Annotated in this window: 18 protein-coding genes; 14 read left to right on the forward strand and 4 right to left on the reverse strand. The window is 70.6% G+C overall.

Annotated features, from left to right (window positions below; translation table 11 throughout):
* Positions 1-704 precede the first annotated feature (704 nt).
* The 4 genes from AQJ46_RS30330 (at position 705) to ispG (ending at position 6,599) form a co-directional block, all read left to right on the forward strand.
* Positions 705-2,636, forward strand: a complete 1,932-nt coding sequence (locus AQJ46_RS30330; protein WP_059208580.1) for an acyl-CoA dehydrogenase family protein — start codon at positions 705-707, stop codon at positions 2,634-2,636.
* Between the two features lie 77 nt (positions 2,637-2,713).
* Positions 2,714-3,970 (forward strand): 1-deoxy-D-xylulose-5-phosphate reductoisomerase, encoded by a 1,257-nt coding sequence (gene dxr, locus AQJ46_RS30335; RefSeq protein WP_059208581.1) that lies wholly within the window; start codon positions 2,714-2,716, stop codon positions 3,968-3,970.
* Between the two features lie 8 nt (positions 3,971-3,978).
* Positions 3,979-5,271 carry a M50 family metallopeptidase gene (locus AQJ46_RS30340; RefSeq protein ID WP_107117362.1) on the forward strand — a complete coding sequence of 431 codons (1,293 nt, stop codon included), beginning with the start codon at positions 3,979-3,981 and terminating at the stop codon, positions 5,269-5,271.
* A gap of 170 nt (positions 5,272-5,441) precedes the next feature.
* Positions 5,442-6,599, forward strand: a complete 1,158-nt coding sequence (ispG, locus tag AQJ46_RS30345) for a flavodoxin-dependent (E)-4-hydroxy-3-methylbut-2-enyl-diphosphate synthase (protein WP_059208583.1) — start codon at positions 5,442-5,444, stop codon at positions 6,597-6,599.
* Positions 6,600-6,609: 10 nt separating this feature from the next.
* Here the strand turns inward: ispG and AQJ46_RS30350 are convergent, their stop codons facing one another.
* On the reverse strand, positions 6,610-7,347 hold the full coding sequence (locus AQJ46_RS30350) for a GNAT family N-acetyltransferase (protein ID WP_059208584.1): 738 nt from the start codon (positions 7,345-7,347) through the stop codon (positions 6,610-6,612).
* A gap of 125 nt (positions 7,348-7,472) precedes the next feature.
* Here AQJ46_RS30350 and AQJ46_RS30355 point away from each other — a divergent pair, with 125 nt between their 5' ends.
* The 3 genes from AQJ46_RS30355 (at position 7,473) to AQJ46_RS30365 (ending at position 10,679) form a co-directional block, all read left to right on the forward strand.
* Complete coding sequence (locus AQJ46_RS30355; protein WP_057616683.1) at positions 7,473-8,321, forward strand: GNAT family N-acetyltransferase; 849 nt, start codon at positions 7,473-7,475, stop codon at positions 8,319-8,321.
* 49 nt (positions 8,322-8,370) lie between these two features.
* Positions 8,371-8,901 carry a GNAT family N-acetyltransferase gene (locus tag AQJ46_RS30360; RefSeq protein WP_059208585.1) on the forward strand — a complete coding sequence of 177 codons (531 nt, stop codon included), beginning with the start codon at positions 8,371-8,373 and terminating at the stop codon, positions 8,899-8,901.
* Between the two features lie 74 nt (positions 8,902-8,975).
* Complete coding sequence (locus AQJ46_RS30365) at positions 8,976-10,679, forward strand: proline--tRNA ligase (RefSeq protein WP_059208586.1); 1,704 nt, start codon at positions 8,976-8,978, stop codon at positions 10,677-10,679.
* A gap of 42 nt (positions 10,680-10,721) precedes the next feature.
* On the opposite strand, the gene AQJ46_RS30370 is transcribed toward AQJ46_RS30365, so the two are convergent.
* Genes AQJ46_RS30370 through AQJ46_RS30380 form a run of 3 tightly spaced genes read right to left on the reverse strand, consistent with a single transcriptional unit; the run spans position 10,722 to position 12,644 of the window.
* Entirely contained in the window at positions 10,722-11,612 is an 891-nt protein-coding gene (locus tag AQJ46_RS30370) for an aminoglycoside phosphotransferase family protein (protein WP_059208587.1), read from the reverse strand.
* 28 nt (positions 11,613-11,640) lie between these two features.
* Entirely contained in the window at positions 11,641-12,126 is a 486-nt protein-coding gene (locus tag AQJ46_RS30375; protein ID WP_059208588.1) for a ferritin-like domain-containing protein, read from the reverse strand.
* Positions 12,123-12,644 carry a hypothetical protein gene (locus AQJ46_RS30380; RefSeq protein ID WP_059208589.1) on the reverse strand — a complete coding sequence of 174 codons (522 nt, stop codon included), beginning with the start codon at positions 12,642-12,644 and terminating at the stop codon, positions 12,123-12,125. The genes AQJ46_RS30375 and AQJ46_RS30380 overlap by 4 nt, the downstream gene beginning before the upstream one ends.
* A gap of 175 nt (positions 12,645-12,819) precedes the next feature.
* Between AQJ46_RS30380 and rimP the strand changes: the two genes are divergently transcribed.
* The 7 genes from rimP to truB all read left to right on the forward strand — a co-directional run bounded on the left by rimP (position 12,820) and on the right by truB (position 19,866).
* The gene (gene rimP, locus AQJ46_RS30385; RefSeq protein WP_059208590.1) at positions 12,820-13,335 is read left to right on the forward strand and encodes a ribosome maturation factor RimP; all 516 of its coding nucleotides are present in this window, start codon (positions 12,820-12,822) and stop codon (positions 13,333-13,335) included.
* A 2-nt stretch (positions 13,336-13,337) separates the two neighbouring features.
* On the forward strand, positions 13,338-14,324 hold the full coding sequence (nusA, locus tag AQJ46_RS30390) for a transcription termination factor NusA (protein WP_057616701.1): 987 nt from the start codon (positions 13,338-13,340) through the stop codon (positions 14,322-14,324).
* Between the two features lie 129 nt (positions 14,325-14,453).
* Complete coding sequence (locus AQJ46_RS52610; protein WP_079072482.1) at positions 14,454-14,735, forward strand: YlxR family protein; 282 nt, start codon at positions 14,454-14,456, stop codon at positions 14,733-14,735.
* A gap of 162 nt (positions 14,736-14,897) precedes the next feature.
* Positions 14,898-18,044, forward strand: coding sequence for a translation initiation factor IF-2 (gene infB, locus AQJ46_RS52615; RefSeq protein WP_079072483.1), 3,147 nt, complete (start codon positions 14,898-14,900; stop codon positions 18,042-18,044).
* 137 nt (positions 18,045-18,181) lie between these two features.
* On the forward strand, positions 18,182-18,475 hold the full coding sequence (locus AQJ46_RS30405; protein WP_059208592.1) for a DUF503 domain-containing protein: 294 nt from the start codon (positions 18,182-18,184) through the stop codon (positions 18,473-18,475).
* A gap of 36 nt (positions 18,476-18,511) precedes the next feature.
* Positions 18,512-18,964: a 30S ribosome-binding factor RbfA gene (gene rbfA, locus AQJ46_RS30410; protein ID WP_057616708.1), complete on the forward strand. Its 453-nt coding sequence runs from the start codon at positions 18,512-18,514 to the stop codon at positions 18,962-18,964.
* Positions 18,961-19,866 carry a tRNA pseudouridine(55) synthase TruB gene (gene truB, locus AQJ46_RS30415; protein WP_059208593.1) on the forward strand — a complete coding sequence of 302 codons (906 nt, stop codon included), beginning with the start codon at positions 18,961-18,963 and terminating at the stop codon, positions 19,864-19,866. Before rbfA ends, truB begins: the two co-directional genes overlap by 4 nt.
* Positions 19,867-19,942: the final 76 nt, after the last annotated feature.

Genomic DNA, 19,942 nt, shown 5'->3' on the forward strand with positions numbered 1-19,942 from the left:
CTGGAGTCGGTACGTCTTGTGCGGGGCCCGCCTGGGGGTCGCGCGCGTGTTCTGGGGTCGTCCGGACCCTCGGACCCCTGCACCTGCGGCGCCGCCCTGGCCCCCGAGAGGCCGTCGGGATTCCCGGCCCGCTGGACCCGCAGGGCCGCCGCCTGGGCCTCCGGGGCGGGCCTGGATCCTCGGACCCCCCAGGGTCCCTGAGGCCGTCGACAGCGAGACGGTCGACGTCCGGTTCCGCACCTACCCCCGCAGCCTGCACGTGGACCGTCCTCCAAGCCCGCCCGGACCTCCGGTACCCGCGCAGGGCCACCCGGACCTCGCCCCTCAGGGCCTCTGAGACCGTCGGCAGAACGTCCTGCGCGGTGACCACCCCCAGGCCCGCCCCGGCCCGGCGGCAACCCTTCCCCAGGGGCACACCGACCGGAACGGCTACGCCGGGCCAACACCAGCAAAACCGCCTCGAGCTCGACGCCTTCCCCGGTCACTCGTCCGGCGGAAGCTGCTGAGCAACGGCAAATACGAGACCGGCACGCAGCTCTCCAAAGGCCCTGGCCGACTGGACACCACGTCGTTTTCCGTCGACATCGGCCGAACGGCCGCACGAAGGGTGGTGGCCTCGCCCCGGATCGGGTACATACGATCGGGTAGCACCCGTCGGTAACCATACGGCCCCCAAGATCCCGATTCACGACGAGGTGAGCCTGATGTCCGCACCATCCACCAAGCCCGTCGTCACCGAGCGCGAGGCCCGCGAGGTGGCGGAGGCCGCCCGGGAACAGGACTGGCGCAAGCCCAGCTTCGCCAAGGAACTGTTCCTCGGGCGTTTCCGGCTCGACCTCATCCACCCCCACCCGATGCCCCCCGAGGAGGACGCCCAGCGCGGCGAGGACTTCCTGGCCAAGCTCCGCGACTTCTGCGAGACCAGGGTGGACGGCGCCCTCATCGAACGCGAGGCCAAGATCCCCGACGACGTCGTGGACGGCCTCAAGGAACTCGGCGCCTTCGGCATGAAGATCGACACCAAGTACGGCGGTCTCGGCCTCACCCAGGTGTACTACAACAAGGCACTGGCCCTCGTGGGCTCCGCGAGCCCCGCGATCGGCGTGCTGCTGTCGGCCCACCAGTCGATCGGCGTACCCCAGCCGCTGAAGCTCTTCGGCACGCAGGAGCAGAAGGAGCGGTTCCTGCCCCGCTGCGCCCGCACCGACATCAGCGCCTTCCTCCTCACCGAACCGGACGTCGGCTCCGACCCGGCACGCCTCGCGACCAGCGCGGTACCCGACGGCGACGACTACATCCTCGACGGAGTGAAACTGTGGACCACCAACGGGGTGGTCGCCGACCTGCTCGTCGTGATGGCCCGCGTCCCCAAGTCAGAGGGCCACAAGGGCGGCATCACCGCCTTCGTCGTGGAGACCGCCTCGCCCGGCATCACCGTCGAGAACCGCAACGCCTTCATGGGCCTGCGCGGCATCGAGAACGGCGTCACCCGCTTCCACCAGGTCCGGGTGCCCGCGGCCAACCGCATCGGCCCCGAGGGCACAGGCCTGAAGATCGCCCTGACCACCCTGAACACCGGGCGCCTCTCGCTGCCCGCCTCCTGCGTGGCCGCCGGCAAGTGGTGTCTGAAGATCGCCCGCGAGTGGTCCGCGGCCCGCGAACAGTGGGGCAAGCCGATCGCCCACCACGAGGCCGTCGGCTCCAAGATCTCCTTCATCGCGGCGACGACCTTCGCCCTGGAGGCCGTACTCGACCTCTCGAGCCAGATGGCCGACGAGAACCGCAACGACATCCGTATCGAGGGTGCCCTCGCCAAGCTCTACGCCTCCGAGATGGCCTGGCTCGTCGCCGACGAACTGGTCCAGATCCGCGGCGGCCGGGGCTTCGAGACCGCCGATTCCCTCAGGGCCCGCGGCGAGAAGGCGGTCCCCGCCGAACAGGTCCTGCGCGACCTGCGCATCAACCGCATCTTCGAGGGCTCCACGGAGATCATGCACCTGCTGATCGCCCGCGAGGCCGTCGACGCCCACCTCTCGGTCGCGGGCGATCTCATCGACCCGGAGAAGTCCCTCGGCGACAAGGCGAAGGCGGGCGCGAACGCGGGCGTCTTCTACGCCAAGTGGCTCCCGAAGCTGGTGGCGGGTCCTGGCCAACTCCCCACCTCCTACGCCGAGTTCAAGCGCGAAGTAGACCTCTCGGTACACCTGCGCTACGTCGAACGAACGGCCCGCAAACTCGCCCGCTCCACCTTCTACGCCATGTCCCGCTGGCAGGGCCGGATGGAGACCAAGCAGGGCTTCCTCGGCCGTATCGTCGACATCGGCGCCGAACTCTTCGCGATGAGCGCGGCCTGCGTACGCGCCGAACTCCTCTACACCACCGAACCCCACGGCCGCGAGGCCTACCAACTCGCCGACGCCTTCTGCCACCAGTCCCGTCTGCGCGTCGAGGAACTCTTCGGCCGCCTGTGGAACAACACCGACGACCAGGACCGCAAGGTCGTCAAGGGAGTCATGTCCGGCACCTACGGCTGGCTCGAGGACGGGATCGTCGACCCCTCGGGCGAGGGCGTCTGGATCGCCGACGCGACCCCCGGCCCTTCGGAGAAGGAGAACATGCACCGGCCCATCCGGTGACAAGGCTGTCCCCCTCCCGCAACCCGAGAGGGGGACGCGCTGTCCTCACACACCGTCCTTACGGCCACAATGGAGGGATGAGCGACAGTCCAGCCCCTCTCGCCGACCCGCACCTGGTCTACAACCCCCTCCCGGGTGACGGTCCCAAGGACGTGGTGATCCTCGGCTCCACGGGCTCCATCGGCACCCAGGCCATCGACCTCGTGCTGCGCAACCCCGACCGGTTCCGGGTGACCGGGCTCTCCGCCAACGGCGGCCGGGTCGCGCTCCTCGCCGAGCAGGCGCACCGGCTGAAGGCGCGGACCGTCGCGGTCGCCCGCGAGGACGTCGTACCGCAGCTGCGCGAGGCGCTCAGTGGTTTCTACGGCACGGGCGAGCCGCTCCCCGAGATCCTCGCCGGCCCGGACGCGGCCACGCAGGTCGCCGCCTCCGACGCGCACACCGTCCTCAACGGCATCACCGGCTCCATCGGCCTGGCCCCGACCCTCGCCGCCCTGAAAGCGGGCCGCACCCTCGCGCTCGCCAACAAGGAGTCGCTCATCGTGGGCGGCCCGCTGGTGAAGGCCCTCGCCAAGCCCGGGCAGATCATCCCGGTCGACTCCGAGCACGCCGCCCTCTTCCAGGCCCTGGCCTCCGGGACGAGGGCCGACGTACGCAAGCTCGTCGTCACCGCGTCCGGCGGCCCCTTCCGAGGCCGTACGAAAGCCGACCTCGCCCAGGTGAGCGTCGAGGACGCCCTCGCCCACCCCACCTGGGCCATGGGCCCGGTCATCACGATCAACTCCGCGACCCTCGTCAACAAGGGGCTGGAGGTCATCGAGGCACACCTCCTCTACGACATTCCCTTCGACCGCATTGAGGTGGTCGTGCATCCCCAGTCGTATGTCCACTCGATGGTTGAGTTCACGGACGGATCCACGATCGCCCAGGCGACGCCCCCCGACATGCGCGGGCCGATCGCCATCGGCCTGGGCTGGCCCGAGCGCGTCCCCGACGCGGCGCCCGCCTTCGACTGGAGCAAGGCGTCGACCTGGGAGTTCTTCCCGCTCGACAACGACGCGTTTCCTTCGGTCAACCTTGCGAGACACGTGGGACAGCTCGCGGGCACGGCCCCGGCGGTGTTCAATGCCGCCAACGAGGAGTGCGTCGAGGCCTTCCGGGCCGGCGCACTGCCGTTCAACGGGATCATGGAGACCGTGACCCGGGTGGTGGACGAGCACGGCACCCCGCGCGGGGGAACCTCGCTCACCGTCGCGGACGTCCTCGAAGCGGAGACCTGGGCGCGGACCCGGGCCCGGGAACTGACGGCACAGACGGCGGAGGCCCGTGCATGACGACCCTGATGTTCATCCTCGGCATAGGGCTCTTCGCCTTCGGCCTCCTGGTGTCGATCGCGTGGCACGAGCTGGGGCACCTGTCCTTCGCCAAGCTCTTCGGTATCCGCGTGCCGCAGTACATGGTCGGCTTCGGCCCGACCGTCTTCTCGCGGAAGAAGGGCGAGACGGAGTACGGCATCAAGGCCATCCCCTTCGGCGGCTACATCCGCATGATCGGCATGTTCCCGCCCGGCGACGACGGCCGTATCAGCGCCCGCTCCACCTCCCCCTGGCGCGGCATGATCGAGGACGCCCGCTCGGCCGCCTTCGAGGAACTCCAGCCCGGCGACGAGAAACGCCTCTTCTACACCCGTAAGCCCTGGAAACGCGTCATCGTGATGTTCGCGGGCCCCTTCGCGAACCTGATCCTCGCGGTGGCGCTGTTCCTCACGGTCCTCATGGGCTTCGGCATCTCCCAGCAGACCAACACGGTCAGCTCCGTCTCCAAGTGCGTGATCTCCCAGAGCCAGAATCGCCAGACCTGCAAGGCCTCCGACCCCGCCTCCCCGGCCGCGGCGGCCGGCCTCAAGGCGGGCGACAAGATCCTCTCGTTCAACGGTGTACGGACGGACGACTGGAACAAGCTCTCCGACCTCATCCGCGCCAACCCCGACAAGACGGTCCCGATAGTCGTCGAGCGGAACGGCAAGGACGTCACCCTCACCGCGAAGATCGCCAGCAACCAGGTCGCCAAGAAGGACTCCAGCGGGCAGTACGTCCAGGGCGAGTACGTCACCGCCGGCTTCCTCGGCTTCAGCGCGGCCACCGGCATCGTCAAGCAGGACTTCGGCGACTCCGTGGTCTGGATGGGCGACCGCGTCGGCGAGGCCGTCGACTCCCTGGCCGCCCTGCCCGGCAAGATCCCGGCCCTGTGGAACGCGGCCTTCGGCGACGCCCCGCGCGAGCCGGACTCCCCGATGGGCGTGGTCGGCGCGGCGAGGGTGGGCGGCGAGATCTTCACGCTCGACATCCCCCCGACCCAGCAACTCGCCATGGCGCTCATGCTGGTCGCGGGCTTCAACCTCTCCCTGTTCCTCTTCAACATGCTCCCGCTGCTCCCCCTGGACGGCGGCCACATCGCGGGCGCCCTGTGGGAGTCCCTGCGCCGCAACCTGGCGAAGGTCCTCAAGCGCCCGGACCCGGGCCCGTTCGACGTGGCGAAGCTGATGCCGGTGGCCTATGTGGTGGCGGGGATCTTCATCTGCTTCACGATCCTCGTCCTGATCGCCGACGTCGTTAACCCGGTGAGAATCTCCTAGCCATACGGTGTTCGAGGCGGCCCGGCACGGTGTGTGCCGGGCCGCTCTCCATTGAGTGGGTTTGACGGCCGTGATGTGCCCGCGCCCGGTCCCTTGCCGTAATCTCGAAGTCCGGAGCCCGGCGCTGACGGGACCTGGACCTTGATCCACGACTTGGGGTTGCACAGCAGATGACTGCGATTTCTCTCGGCATGCCGTCCGTTCCGACCAGGCTCGCCGAACGCCGGAAGAGCCGGCAGATCCAGGTCGGTTCGGTCGCGGTGGGCGGTGACGCCCCGGTGTCGGTCCAGTCGATGACGACCACGCGCACCTCGGACATCGGCGCCACGCTCCAGCAGATCGCCGAGCTCACGGCGTCCGGCTGCCAGATCGTGCGCGTGGCCTGCCCGACCCAGGACGACGCGGACGCGCTAGCGACCATCGCGCGCAAGTCGCAGATCCCGGTGATCGCGGACATCCACTTCCAGCCGAAGTACGTCTTCGCGGCGATCGAGGCCGGCTGTGCGGCCGTACGCGTCAACCCCGGCAACATCAAGCAGTTCGACGACAAGGTCAAGGAGATCGCGCGGGCCGCGAAGGACCACGGCACCCCGATCCGCATCGGCGTCAACGCGGGTTCGCTGGACCGCCGGCTGCTCCAGAAGTACGGCAAGGCGACCCCCGAGGCGCTGGCCGAGTCCGCACTGTGGGAGGCATCCCTCTTCGAGGAGCACGACTTCCGGGACATCAAGATCTCGGTCAAGCACAACGACCCGGTCGTGATGGTCGAGGCGTACCGCCAGCTCGCCGCCCAGTGCGACTACCCGCTGCACCTCGGCGTGACCGAGGCGGGCCCGGCCTTCCAGGGCACCATCAAGTCGGCCGTGGCTTTCGGCGCGCTGCTCTCCCAGGGCATCGGCGACACCATCCGGGTGTCGCTGAGTGCCCCGCCGGTCGAGGAGGTCAAGGTCGGCAACCAGATCCTGGAGTCCCTGAACCTCAAGCAGCGCGGCCTGGAGATCGTCTCCTGCCCGTCCTGCGGCCGCGCCCAGGTCGACGTCTACAAGCTGGCCGAGGAGGTCACCGCGGGCCTGACCGGCATGGAGGTCCCGCTCCGCGTCGCGGTCATGGGCTGCGTGGTGAACGGCCCCGGCGAGGCCCGCGAAGCCGACCTCGGCGTCGCCTCCGGCAACGGCAAGGGGCAGATCTTCGTCAAGGGCGAGGTCATCAAGACGGTCCCCGAGTCGAAGATCGTGGAGACCCTCATCGAAGAGGCGATGAAGATCGCCGAGCAGATGGAGGCGGAGGGCATCGCCTCCGGCGAGCCGTCGGTGTCGGTCGCGGGCTGACCTCTGTGGCTCACCGGTGCCGCATCCAGACGTTCGGCTCCTGATAGACGCCGACGTCGGCGTCCCGGTCGACCCGCAGCACATTCAGCCCGTCCGGGATGACGTAGTCGCCGGACTCGGGGAGGGCGAGGTCCGTCCAGCCCTCCCACTCGGCGACCGTGCCGGTCATCGTCTGCGAGACGGGGGCCGGGGCGAGGATCCGGGCGCCGAGCCGTTCGTGGGTCCGGATCCAGGGATCGAGGGCGGTGCCGTCCTCCCGCCGCCATCGCAGGAACGACTCGATGGGCGTCAGCGGATAGCGGGCCTTGGTCGTGGGCCGCACGGGTGCGACGACCCGCGCCAGCCCCGCATCCTGTCCGGCCTCCCGCAGGGCGGTGAGCATCCGCCCGGCGAGCCCCTGCCCCTTGAGCGACGGGGTGACGATCGCCCCGCAGATCACCAGGGTGTCGGGTTCGACGCCCTGCTCGTGACCCTCGACGGCCCGCACCAGCGCGTCCGTGTATCCCGAGGGCAGCGCGTCGGCCGGGCCGTCCCACCGCAGCGGCACCCCCCACCCGGCGGCGACGGGAACCCCGTCCGCGTCCAGCAGCATCAGATCCAGCCCCGCGAAGAACTCCCGTACCCGGCCGATGTACTCCTTCACCAGCCGGTCGGCGGTGATGAACTTGGGGAAGCCCTCGCTGAACAGCTCCGCGAGCTGCTCGTCGGGCCATTTCCGGGCGTCGGATCGCACTGGGGTCGAGATCATCCGACGTTCCTATCAGCGCGGGTCGGGCGTGTCAGCAACGAACGGCCCCCGAACTGGGGGCGGCACGGCTCAGCTTCCGCAGGTACAGTGCGGAGATCAGCAGACCCCAGTGTGAGGCCCCGCCCGTGTTGACCCAGACGACCTCCCGGGTCCTCGAACCGAGCGACCTGGACGCCGCGCTCGCCGTGCTCGGCCGCGATCCGGTCGCGAACGCCTTCGTGACGTCGAGGGTGCAGGTCGCCGGCCTCGACCCGTGGCGGCTCGGCGGCGAGATGTGGGGCTGGTACGAGGACGGCATGCTCACGTCCCTCTGCTACGCCGGTGCCAACCTGGTCCCGATCTGCGCGACCCCCCGAGCCGTCCGCGCCTTCGCCGACCGCGCCCGGCGTTCCGGCCGCCGGTGCTCCTCCATCGTCGGCCCCGCCGAACCCACCGCCCAGCTCTGGCGCCTGCTGGAACCCAGCTGGGGCCCGGCGCGGGAGGTCCGTGCCCAGCAGCCCCTCATGGTCACCGACCGCATGCCCACCGACATCGCCCCGGATCCGTACGTCCGCCGCATCCGCAAGGACGAGATGGAAACGATCATGCCGGCGTGCGTGGCGATGTTCACGGAAGAGGTCGGCGTCTCCCCGCTGGCCGGCGACGGCGGACTCCTCTACCAGGCCCGCGTCGCCGAACTGGTCGGTTCCGGCCGCTCCTTCGCTCGCCTCGACGAACACGGCAAGGTCGTCTTCAAGGCGGAGATCGGTGCCGCGACGGACCGGGCCTGCCAGATCCAGGGCGTGTGGGTGGCCCCCGAGTACCGGGGCAGGGGAGTGGCGGCCCCGGGGATGGCGGCGGTACTGCGGTACGCCCTGGCGGATGTGGCCCCGGTGGTGAGCCTGTACGTCAACGACTTCAACACCCCGGCGAGGCGGACGTACGCAAGGGTGGGCTTCCAGGAGATCGGCGCCTTCATGAGCATCCTCTTCTGAGCCGACCCGCCCCCGGCACACACCTGAAACCCCCCTGTACGCTGCCCGCATGGACCTCGTCATCGGCCCCCTGGACCTGTCCGCCCACGTGGACGAGGCCCTGGCAGTACAGGCCATCGCCTTCGGCCTCGGCGCCGACGAGGTAGCGGTCCGCCGCCAGATCGTGCTCCGCCACATGACCTATCCCGGCGCGAGGGCCCTCGGCGCGACCGTCGGAGGAAACCTCGTCGGATTCGTGTACGGCATGCCCAACAACCGCACCCACTGGTGGTCCACCGTCGTGGAGCCCTACCTCCGCGCGCAGCACAACGACATCTGGCTCGACGACTCGTTCGTGATCACCGAGCTCCATGTCCACCCCCACCACCAGAACCGCGGTATCGGCCGCACCCTGATCACCGCGATCACCGACAGCGCCGCCGAGCCCCGCTCGATCCTCTCCGCGATCGACACCGACAGCCCCGCCCGCGGCCTGTACCACTCCCTCGGCTACCAGGACCTCGCCCGCCAGGTCCTCTTCCCGAGCGCCCCGAAGCCGTACGCCGTGATGGGCGCCCCCTTGCCCCTGCGCCGCCGCTGAACCGATTTCCACCGGCACAGCCCGCCCGGCTAACCTCCTAGCCATCACCCTTATCCGGCAGGAGTACGAGAACCATGGCGAAAGCACCGGTCCAGCGCATGTCCCAGTTGATGGCGAAGACGCTGCGCGACGACCCGGCGGACGCCGAGGTCCTCAGCCACAAGTTGCTCGTCCGCGCCGGGTACGTCCGCCGGACCGCGGCCGGCATCTGGAGCTGGCTGCCGCTCGGCAAGAAGGTGCTGGCCAACGTCGAGCGGATCGTCCGCGAGGAGATGGACGCGATCGGCGCCCAGGAGGTGCTGCTCCCCGCCATCCTGCCGCGGGAGCCGTACGAGGCGACCGGCCGCTGGGCCGAGTACGGCCCCGAGCTGTTCCGCCTGCAGGACCGCAAGGGCGGCGACTACCTCCTCGGCCCGACCCACGAGGAGATCTTCACCCTGCTGGTGAAGGACCAGGCGTCCTCCTACAAGGACCTGCCGGTCATCCTCTACCAGATCCAGAACAAGTACCGTGACGAGGCCCGCCCGCGGGCAGGCGTCCTGCGCGGCCGTGAGTTCCTGATGAAGGACTCGTACTCCTTCGACACCGAGGACGAGGGCCTGGCCCGGTCCTACGCCCTGCACCGCCAGGCCTACCAGAAGGTCTTCGAGCGCCTGGGCCTCGACTACCGCATCTGCGCCGCCACCGCCGGCGCGATGGGCGGCTCCAAGTCGGAGGAGTTCCTCGCCCCCGCAGAAGCCGGCGAGGACACCTTCGCCGACTGCCCGAACTGCGACTTCGCGGCCAACACCGAGGCGATCACGTACGAGTTGAAGCCGGTGGACGCGGCCGGCGTCGCCGCTCTCGAGGAGATCCCCACTCCCGACACCCCGACCATCGAGACCCTCGCCGCCCACCTCGGCGTCGAGGCCTCCGACACCCTCAAGAACCTCCTCGTGAAGGTCGACGGCGAGATCGTGGCCGTCGGCGTCCCCGGCGACCGCGAGGTCGACATGGGCAAGGTGGAGGCGCACTTCGCGCCCGCCGCCGTGGAGCTGGTGAGCGCCGAGGACTTCGTCGGCCGTCCCGACCTCGTCCGCGGTTACGTCGGTCCGCAGGGCCTGGGCGAGAAGGTGAAGTACATCGCCGACCCGCGCGTGGCCCCCGGCACCGCCTGGATCACCGGCGCCAACAAGGAGCACACGCACGCGAAGAACGTCGTCGCGGGCCGTGACTTCGAGGTCGACGAGTACGTCGACGTAGTGGTCGTCCAGGAGGGCGACCCGTGCCCGAAGTGCGGCACCGGCCTCAAGCTGGACCGCGCCATCGAGATCGGCCACATCTTCCAGCTCGGCCGCAAGTACGCCGACGCCCTCAAGCTCGACGTCCTCGGCCAGAACGGCAAGCCGGTCCGCGTGACCATGGGCTCCTACGGCATCGGCGTCTCCCGGGCGGTCGCAGCCCTCGCCGAGCAGACGGCCGACGACAAGGGCCTGTGCTGGCCCGCCGAGGTCGCCCCGGCCGACGTGCACGTCGTCGCCGCGGGCAAGGCCCTCCAGATCGAACTGGCCCTCGACGTCTCCGAGAAGCTGCGTGAGGCGGGCCTCAGGGTCCTTGTCGACGACCGCGCCGGGGTCTCTCCGGGTGTGAAGTTCACCGACTCCGAGCTCATCGGCGTACCCAAGATCCTGGTCGCGGGCCGCCGCTCCGCCGAGGGCGTCCTGGAGCTCAAGGACCGCCGCAGCGGTGAGCGCGAGGAGCTGACGGTGGACGAGGCGATCGCCCGCCTGACCGCTTGAGCGTACGGCGGCGGTCGCACCGGCGGCCGCCGCCCTACGGCCTCAGAGCCACCCGGCGAACTCCAGCAGCAACTCGGCATCCTTGGGCCGTCCCACCCGTAGCGCCCGGACCCCCGACTCCACGGCTCGGAACAGCGTCCACCCCCGCAACCGTTCCTGATCCACCTCAAGTGACTCCGCGAGCCGCTTGATCCGCCGGCGGGTCGTAGCCGCCCCCGACGGGGAGGCGATCAGGTCCTCCACCCGGTCCCGCACCAGCCGGGCGAGATCGAACGCACACTCCCCGACGACAGGATCGGGCCCGACAGCGAGCCAGGGCGACCGCACACCGGAAAGCACCTTGCTCTGCCGGAACGTCCCGTGCAGCAACCGCTGCTCCGGTGGCGCGGCCAGCAACGACTCCCGCGCATCGAGAGCCGCGCTCACCAGCCCCGCCACCTCAGCGGAGGCACCCCGCATGACCGCGGCCTGTCGCCCGGTCCGCTCGGCCACCGTCTCGAAGACATGGTCACCCGGCGGCTCCACCCACAGCCGCCGCAGCGCCCCGGCAGCCTCGAGCAGCGCTTTCGCCTCCGGCAGGGACCGCACGGACACATCCGGATGCAGCCGCTCGAGCAGCAGCACTCCCTCGGCGGCAAAGGGCTCCAGCAGTTGTACGGCCCCTCGTCCCTCCCAGTGCGCGAGCGCCGCCCGCTCGCTCTCCGGCCGGGCCCGGGCCGGGGCCAGCTTGAGCACGGCCGGCGTCCCGTCAGCGCGCCGCACGAGCACCACGAGGCTGCTGCGTCCCCCGGGCACCTGAACCCGCTCCACGGTCAACTCGCGCAACGCGACCGCCTGTTCGGCAGTCTCGGGCAGCCTCTCCACCCAGTCGTCATCGTCCGGCGCGCTCTCGCCGAGCGCCCGCACCAACCGCTGCGGTGGTTCGAAAGCCATGCGCGAGTCGTTTCCTTCCAGTACCGGGTTACGCCGAGGGAGCCGACGAAGAAGCCGGGCCATAGGCCGAGGACGACATCGTGACCGCCCGCTCGGCGAGCCCAGGGAAGGCTACGCTCTCGCCGCGCCAGCGCACCGCCCGCACCGCTGCCTCCCGCAGCGCCTCGGCGGCCGTGCTCCGCCGCCCGCCCTCGGTTGCCCGCACCAGGTCGGAGTACACCCCGGCCACCCGCTCCTCCAGGTCGGCGGCGAGCCGTACCGCCGCTGCCGAGTCCGGCACCGGAAAGGGCAGCGCGTACGCCGCGGCCGCGGCCACCGGCTTCCCGCCCATGTTCCGCACCTGGCGCACCAGCCCGTCCCGCCGGGCCCGGTGGGCGTCATAGGCGGCCCGGGCCTCCGCTCGCCGGCCCACACCGATCCGGCCGCCGACGACGCCGTAGCCGTACACGGCCGCGTGCTCGGCGGCCAGCGCCTTCTGGAAGGCCTCCAGCTCCTTGTCGTCCCCGTCGCTCACCGGCTCCCCTCCATCAGCAGATACGCGTGCGCCGCACCGGCCGCCGCCACCGAGGCCAGCAGCCGGGCCAGCTCGCCCGGTACGTCCAGCAGCGCCTTGGCCCGCCGGTCCGCGAGCGCCCGTTCGGCGGCGGCGAGCTGGGCGAGGGCGTCCTTCTCGGTCGTGGGCACCGTGACCGAGGGCGAGGGCGAGGCCGGCGACGCGGTGGGCGAGGACGTGGCGACCGTCTCCCCGAACGCCTCCGCATGCCGTACCGCTTCCGCCCGCAAGGGCCCCACCTGCTCCGCCAGCGCCGGATACGCGGCGAGGACGGCGTCGTACCGTTCGACGATCCCCCGGCTGTCCCGAGCCGCACGCGCGCGTGCCCGCTCGACGACGGACGGACTGCCGGCGGTGCCCTCCTCGGTGCTCCCGGTCCCGTCGGAGCAGCCGGCCAGCAGGGCGCCCCCGGCGACCGAGGCGAGCAGGGATCTTCTGCGCGGCCCCGAAGGGACGTGCGGCGGAGGGGGGTACGGCACGACAGACGTCCTCGGGAAGCTCGTACGAACACACGGGCGGGAGGTCACCCCGCTGGCGATCACGGTACCCGCGCATCCGAGGTCACCTGGACGGCAACACCCCCTGCGACCGGATACCCTTTCACCAGACACGCGACCTACCCACAACAGCACACGCGGCCGAGGAGTCACCCGGATGAGCACGACCCAGAGCGAGAGGCTGCGAGAGCTCCTGGAACCGCTCGTCACCTCCCAGGGCCTGGATCTCGAAGAGATCGCAGTGGACTCCGTAGGACGAAAGCGAGTGCTGCGCGTCGTCGTCGACTCGGACACCGGTGCCGACCTGGACCAGATCGCCGAGGTGAGCCGCGCGCTCTCGGCGAAGCTCGACGAGAGCGACGCGATGGGTGCGGGGGAGTACACCCTCGAGGTCGGTACCCCCGGCGCTGAGCGCCTCCTCAAGGAGCACCGTCACTACGTGCGCTCCGTGGACCGGCTGGTGAAGTTCCAGCTGACCGAGGGCGGCGGCGAACTGGTCGCCAGGATCCTGAAGGTCGACGACGAAGGCCTCGATCTCGAAGTGCCCGGCGTGAAGGGCCGCAAGGCCACCGCCCGCAGACTCGCCTTCTCCGACGTCGACAAGGCACGCGTGCAGGTCGAGTTCAGCCGCAAGGACAGCAAGAACGAAAACGAGCAGGAAGAGGAGGCGTAGCCGTGGACATCGACATGAGTGCCCTGCGGGGCTTGGTACGGGAGAAGGAGATCTCCTTCGACCTGTTGGTCGAGGCGATCGAGTCGGCCCTCCTCATCGCCTACCACCGCACCGAGGGAAGCCGCCGTCACGCGCGCGTGGAGCTCAACCGCGAGAGCGGCCATGTGACCGTGTGGGCGAAGGAGGACCCCGAGGACCTGGAGGAGGGTCAGGAGGCCCGCGAGTTCGACGACACCCCGTCCGGCTTCGGCCGTATCGCCGCCACCACCGCCAAGCAGGTCATCCTGCAGCGGCTGCGCGACGCCGAGGACGACGCGACGCTCGGTGAGTACGCGGGGCGCGAGGGCGACATCGTCATGGGCGTGGTCCAGCAGGGCCGCGACCCGAAGAACGTGCTCGTCGACATCGGCAAGCTGGAGGCCATCCTGCCGGTGCAGGAGCAGGTCCCCGGTGAGACGTATCCGCACGGGATGCGGCTGCGGTCGTACGTCGTACGAGTGGCGAGGGGTGTGCGCGGTCCGTCCGTCACCCTCTCGCGCACGCACCCCAATCTGGTGAAGAAGCTCTTCGCCCTGGAGGTGCCGGAGATCGCCGACGGGTCCGTCGAGATCGCCGCCATCGCCCGCGAGGCCGGTCACCGCACCAAGATCGCCGTACGGTCCACCCGTTCGGGCCTGAACGCCAAGGGTGCCTGCATCGGCCCCATGGGCGGCCGTGTGCGCAATGTCATGGGCGAGCTGAACGGTGAGAAGATCGACATCGTCGACTGGTCGGACGACCCGGCCGAGATGGTCGCCAACGCGCTGTCGCCGGCCCGGGTGTCCAAGGTCGAGGTCGTGGACATGGCCGCCCGCTCCGCGCGGGTGACGGTCCCCGACTACCAGCTCTCCCTGGCCATCGGCAAGGAGGGGCAGAACGCCCGGCTCGCGGCCCGGCTCACCGGCTGGCGGATCGACATCCGGCCGGACACCGAGCAGGCCGGCGAGTAGCGCCGGCGCGTGGCGTCGGCGGATGGCGCCGGGGAATAGATCCAAGCCGTAGGTGGCTTAGATCACGACAACAACCGTTCGATCGCTGCCCCCAAGGGGTGAGGTCGGTACGGGGAGGTAGACTTAAGAGTGTCTGGCCGGACGCCCGCCCGCGCATGCCCTGAACGCACCTGTGTGGGTTGCAGGCAGCGAGCGGCCAAGACCGATCTGCTGCGGATCGTGGCGATCGAGGACGCATGCGTCCCTGATCCTCGCGGTACGCTGCCCGGCCGGGGTGCGTACGTACACCCCGCCCTGGTCTGTCTCGACCAGGCGGTACGCCGCCGGGCGTTCACGAGGGCGTTGCGCGCCCCGGGAGCGCTCGACATAAAGGCGTTGCGCCAGTACGTCGAGCAGACAGACAGTTGCTGAGCAGGCAACACCGTAAGAAGCGTCGCGCGGAACCCCCGTGCGGCCCTGGTACCCCGCGAGTTGGAAGTAGGTCGAGATTGCGATGAGCACTCGATGAGCACGCGATGAGTACGCCCATGAAGTAGCGACGGTCCGGACGCACCCGGACCTAAAAGGAGCGAAGTGGCTAAGGTCCGGGTATACGAACTCGCCAAGGAGTTCGGGGTGGAGAGCAAGGTCGTCATGGCCAAGCTCCAAGAACTCGGTGAATTCGTCCGTTCGGCGTCTTCGACCATCGAAGCGCCCGTTGTCCGTAAGTTGACGGACGCCCTCCAGCAGGGCAACGGAGGCGGCAAGCCCGCCCCCGCACGCAAGGCTGCCCCGGCCAGGCCGGCAGCCCCCTCTCCCGCGCAGGCCGCCCGTCCGGCTGCCCCGCGCCCGCCGGCTCCCAAGCCGGCCGCCGCCGAGAGGCCCGCGGCTCCCGCCGCCCCGGCCGCTCCCGGCTCCCGTCCCACTCCGGGCCCGAGGCCCGCGCCTGCGCCGCGGCCCGCCCCGGCGTCCCCGGCTCCGACCACACCCGAGTTCACGGCACCCCCGGCGGCTCCCGCCGCACCGGCCTCTCAGGGCCAGGGCCAGGGTTCCGGCCCGCGTCCGGGTGCTCCGCGTCCGGCCTCCCAGGCCCCGCGTCCCGGCGCCCCGCGTCCGGCCGGCGGTCCCGGCCAGGGCGGCCAGGGCCGTGGTGAGCGCGGCGACCGTCCCGGCGCTCCGCGTCCGGGCGGCCAGGGTGCCCGTCCCGGCGCCCGTCCGGCGGGTCCCCGTCCGGGCAACAACCCCTTCACCTCTGGTGGCTCCACCGGCATGGCGCGCCCGCAGGCGCCCCGTCCGGGCGGTGCCCCGCGCCCCGGCGGCCCTGGCGGTCCCGGTGAGCGTTCCGGCGGCGCCCCGCGTCCGCAGGGTCAGGGCCAGGGCGGTCCCCGTCCCCAGGGCGCGGCGGGCGGTCCCCGTCCGCAGGCTCCGGGCGGCTCGCGTCCGAGCCCGGGCGGCATGCCCCGTCCGCAGGGCGGTCCCCGTCCCGGCGGCGGCGGCCCCGGCGGCCCGCGTCCCAACCCCGGCATGATGCCGCAGCGTCCGGCTGCCGGCCCGCGTCCCGGCGGCGGTGGCCCCGGTGGCCGTGGTCCCGGTGGCGGCGGCGGTCGCCCCGGCGGCGGTGGCGGCGGTCGTCCCGGTGGCGGCGGCGGTTTCGCCGGTCGTCCCGGTGGCGGTGGCGGCGGCTTCGCCGGTCGTCCCGCGGGTCCCGGTGGCGGTGGCGGCGGTTTCGCCGGCCGTCCGGGTGGTCCCGGCGGTGGCGGCGGCGGTCGTCCCGGCTTCGGTGGTCGTCCCGGTGGTCCCGGTGGCCGTGGTGGCACGCAGGGCGCCTTCGGTCGTCCCGGCGGTCCCGCGCGTCGCGGTCGCAAGTCGAAGCGGCAGAGGCGCCAGGAGTACGAGGCCATGCAGGCCCCGTCGGTCGGCGGCGTGATGCTGCCTCGCGGCAACGGCGAAGCCATTCGCCTGTCGCGCGGTGCCTCGCTCACCGACTTCGCGGAGAAGATCAACGCCAACCCGGCGTCGCTCGTCGCGGTCATGATGAACCTCGGCGAGATGGTCACGGCCACGCAGTCCGTCTCCGACGAGACGCTGCAGCTCCTCGCGGGCGAGATGAACTACACGGTTCAGATCGTCAGCCCCGAGGAGGAGGACCGCGAGCTGCTCGAGTCCTTCGACATCGAGTTCGGCGAGGACGAGGGCGACGACGAGGACCTGGTCGTCCGTCCGCCGGTCGTGACCGTCATGGGTCACGTCGACCACGGTAAGACCCGACTCCTCGACGCCATCCGCAAGACGAACGTCATCGCGGGCGAGGCCGGCGGCATCACCCAGCACATCGGTGCCTACCAGGTCTCGACCGAGGTCAACGAAGAAGACCGCGCGATCACCTTCATCGACACCCCGGGTCACGAGGCGTTCACCGCCATGCGTGCCCGTGGTGCCCGGTCGACGGACATCGCGATCCTGGTCGTCGCGGCCAACGACGGCGTCATGCCGCAGACGGTCGAGGCGCTCAACCACGCCAAGGCGGCCGACGTCCCGATCGTCGTCGCGGTCAACAAGATCGACGTCGAGGGTGCCGACCCGACCAAGGTGCGCGGTCAGCTGACCGAGTACGGCCTGGTGGCCGAGGAGTACGGCGGCGACACCATGTTCGTCGACATCTCCGCCAAGCAGGGTCTGAACATCGACTCCCTGCTGGAGGCCGTGGTCCTGACGGCCGACGCCTCGCTCGACCTGCGGGCCAACCCGAACCAGGACGCGCAGGGCATCTCGATCGAGTCCCGTCTCGACCGCGGCCGCGGTGCCGTGGCGACGGTCCTCGTCCAGCGAGGCACCCTGCGGGTCGGCGACACGATGGTGGTGGGCGACGCCTACGGCCGCGTGCGCGCCATGCTCGACGACAACGGCAACAACGTCGCCGAGGCCGGCCCGTCGACGCCGGTCCAGGTCCTGGGCCTGACCAACGTCCCGGGTGCGGGTGACAACTTCCTGGTGGTCGACGAGGACCGTACGGCCCGTCAGATCGCCGAGAAGCGTGCCGCCCGCGAGCGGAACGCTGCGTTCGCCAAGCGCACGCGTCGCGTCTCCCTCGAGGACCTGGACAAGGTGCTCAAGGCCGGCGAGGTCCAGCAGCTCAACCTCATCATCAAGGGTGACGCTTCTGGTTCCGTCGAGGCTCTCGAGTCCTCCCTGCTCCAGCTGGACGTCGGCGAAGAGGTCGACATCCGCGTCCTGCACCGCGGTGTCGGTGCGGTCACGGAGTCGGACATCGACCTGGCGATGGGCTCCGACGCCATCGTGATCGGCTTCAACGTCCGCGCGGCAGGCCGTGCGGCGCAGATGGCCGAGCGCGAGGGTGTGGACGTCCGGTACTACTCGGTCATCTACCAGGCGATCGAGGAGATCGAGGCAGCCCTCAAGGGCATGCTCAAGCCGGAGTACGAAGAGGTCGAGCTCGGTACGGCGGAGATCCGCGAGGTCTTCCGCTCGTCCAAGCTGGGCAACATCGCCGGTGTGCTGGTCCGCTCCGGCGAGGTCAAGCGCAACACCAAGGCGCGGTTGCTGCGTGACGGCAAGGTCGTCGCGGAGAACCTCACCATCTCCGGTCTGCGCCGCTTCAAGGACGACGTCACCGAGATCCGCGAAGGCTTCGAGGGCGGTATCAACCTCGGAAACTTCAACGACATCAAGATCGACGACGTCATCGCGACGTACGAGATGCGCGAGAAGCCGCGCGGCTGACCGTCGTAACACGCGATCGGGGCCGGTCGGCGGACGTAATATCCGTCGATCGGCCCCGGCCGTTGCGTGTACGGTTCCCCGTACCGGCGTCCAAGCGCGGCGCCCGTACCCCGAACCGGCGGGACATCCGGACACACATGTATGTGGGGACTCTGTCCTTCGACCTGCTCCTCGGTGACGTCCACTCGCTGAAGGAGAAACGCTCTCTCGTCCGTCCGATCGTGGCCGAGCTCCAGCGCAAGTACGCGGTGAGCGCGGCGGAGACGGGCAACCAGAACCTCCACCGCAGGGCCGAGATCGGGCTCGCGGTGGTCTCCGGGGACACGGGACACCTCACCGACGTGCTGGACCGCTGCGAGCGGCTGGTTGCCGGGCGGCCCGAGGTGGACCTGCTCTCGGTTCGACGCAGGCTCCACAGCGACGAAGACTGAAGCAAGCAGCAAGACAGTTACTAAGGAGACGGACCAGTGGCCGACAACGCGCGCGCCAAGAGGCTGGCGGACCTCATCCGAGAGGTGGTGGCCCAGAAGCTGCTGCGCGGGATCAAGGACCCGCGGCTCGGCTCACACGTCACCATCACGGACACCCGGGTCACGGGTGACCTGCGGGAGGCGACCGTCTTCTACACGGTGTACGGCGGCGACGAGGAGCGGGCGGCCGCGGCCGCCGGGCTGGAGAGCGCCAAGGGCGTGCTCCGGTCCGCCGTCGGGGCGGCGGCGGGCGTGAAGTTCACCCCGACGCTGACCTTCGTGGCCGATGCGCTGCCCGACACCGCCAAGACCATCGACGACCTCCTCGACAAGGCGCGCCAGTCCGACGAGAAGGTGCGCGAAGTCTCGGCCGGCGCCAAGTACGCCGGCGAAGCCGACCCGTACCGGAAGCCGGGCGACGAGGACGAGACGGACGACGCCGCCGAATGACCCAGAAGACTCCGCCGCCCGACGGCCTTGTCATCGTCGACAAGCCGTCGGGCTTCACTTCGCACGACGTGGTCGCCAAGATGCGCGGGATCGCCAGGACCCGCCGCGTCGGACACGCCGGCACCCTCGACCCCATGGCGACGGGGGTGCTGGTCCTCGGTGTCGAGAAGGCCACCAAGCTCCTCGGGCACCTCGCGCTGACCGAGAAGGAATACCTGGGCACGATCCGGCTCGGCCAGACGACGCTGACCGACGACGCGGAGGGCGAGATCACGGGGTCGGCAGACGCCTCGAAGGTCACCCGAGAGGCCGTCGACGCCGGGATCGCCAAGCTGAGCGGCGACATCATGCAGGTGCCGTCCAAGGTCAGCGCCATCAAGATCGACGGCGTGCGCTCGTACAAGCGGGCGCGTGAGGGCGAGGACTTCGAGATCCCGGCTCGCCCCGTCACCATCTCGTCCTTCGCGGTCCACGACGTCCGGGACGCGGTTGCCGAGGACGGCACGGCCGTTGTGGATCTGGTGGTGTCGGTGGTCTGCTCGTCCGGCACCTACATCCGGGCCCTCGCCCGCGACTTGGGCGCCGGCCTGGGCGTCGGCGGCCACCTGACGGCTCTGCGCCGCACGCGCGTGGGCCCGTACAAGCTGGACTCGGCCAAGACCCTCGACCAGCTCCAGCAGGAGCTGACGGTGATGCCGATCGCCGAGGCCGCGACAGCCGCGTTCCCCCGCTGGGACGTCGACGACCGCCGGGCCAAGCTGCTCACCAACGGCGTACGGCTCGACATGCCCGACGAGTACACGGGCGCCGGTACGGTGGCCGTCTTCGACCCCGAGGGCCACTTCCTGGCACTGGTCGAGGAACACAAGGGCAAGGCGAAGAGCCTGGCCGTCTTCGGCTAGGCACCGAGGCTGTTTGCCCGTGGAGCGGCGATCACGGGGTTGTGCCGCCGCTCCACGGTCCCCCCTCGGTTCCCCC

Source organism: Streptomyces canus, assembly GCF_001514145.1.
Lineage (GTDB): Bacteria > Actinomycetota > Actinomycetes > Streptomycetales > Streptomycetaceae > Streptomyces > Streptomyces canus.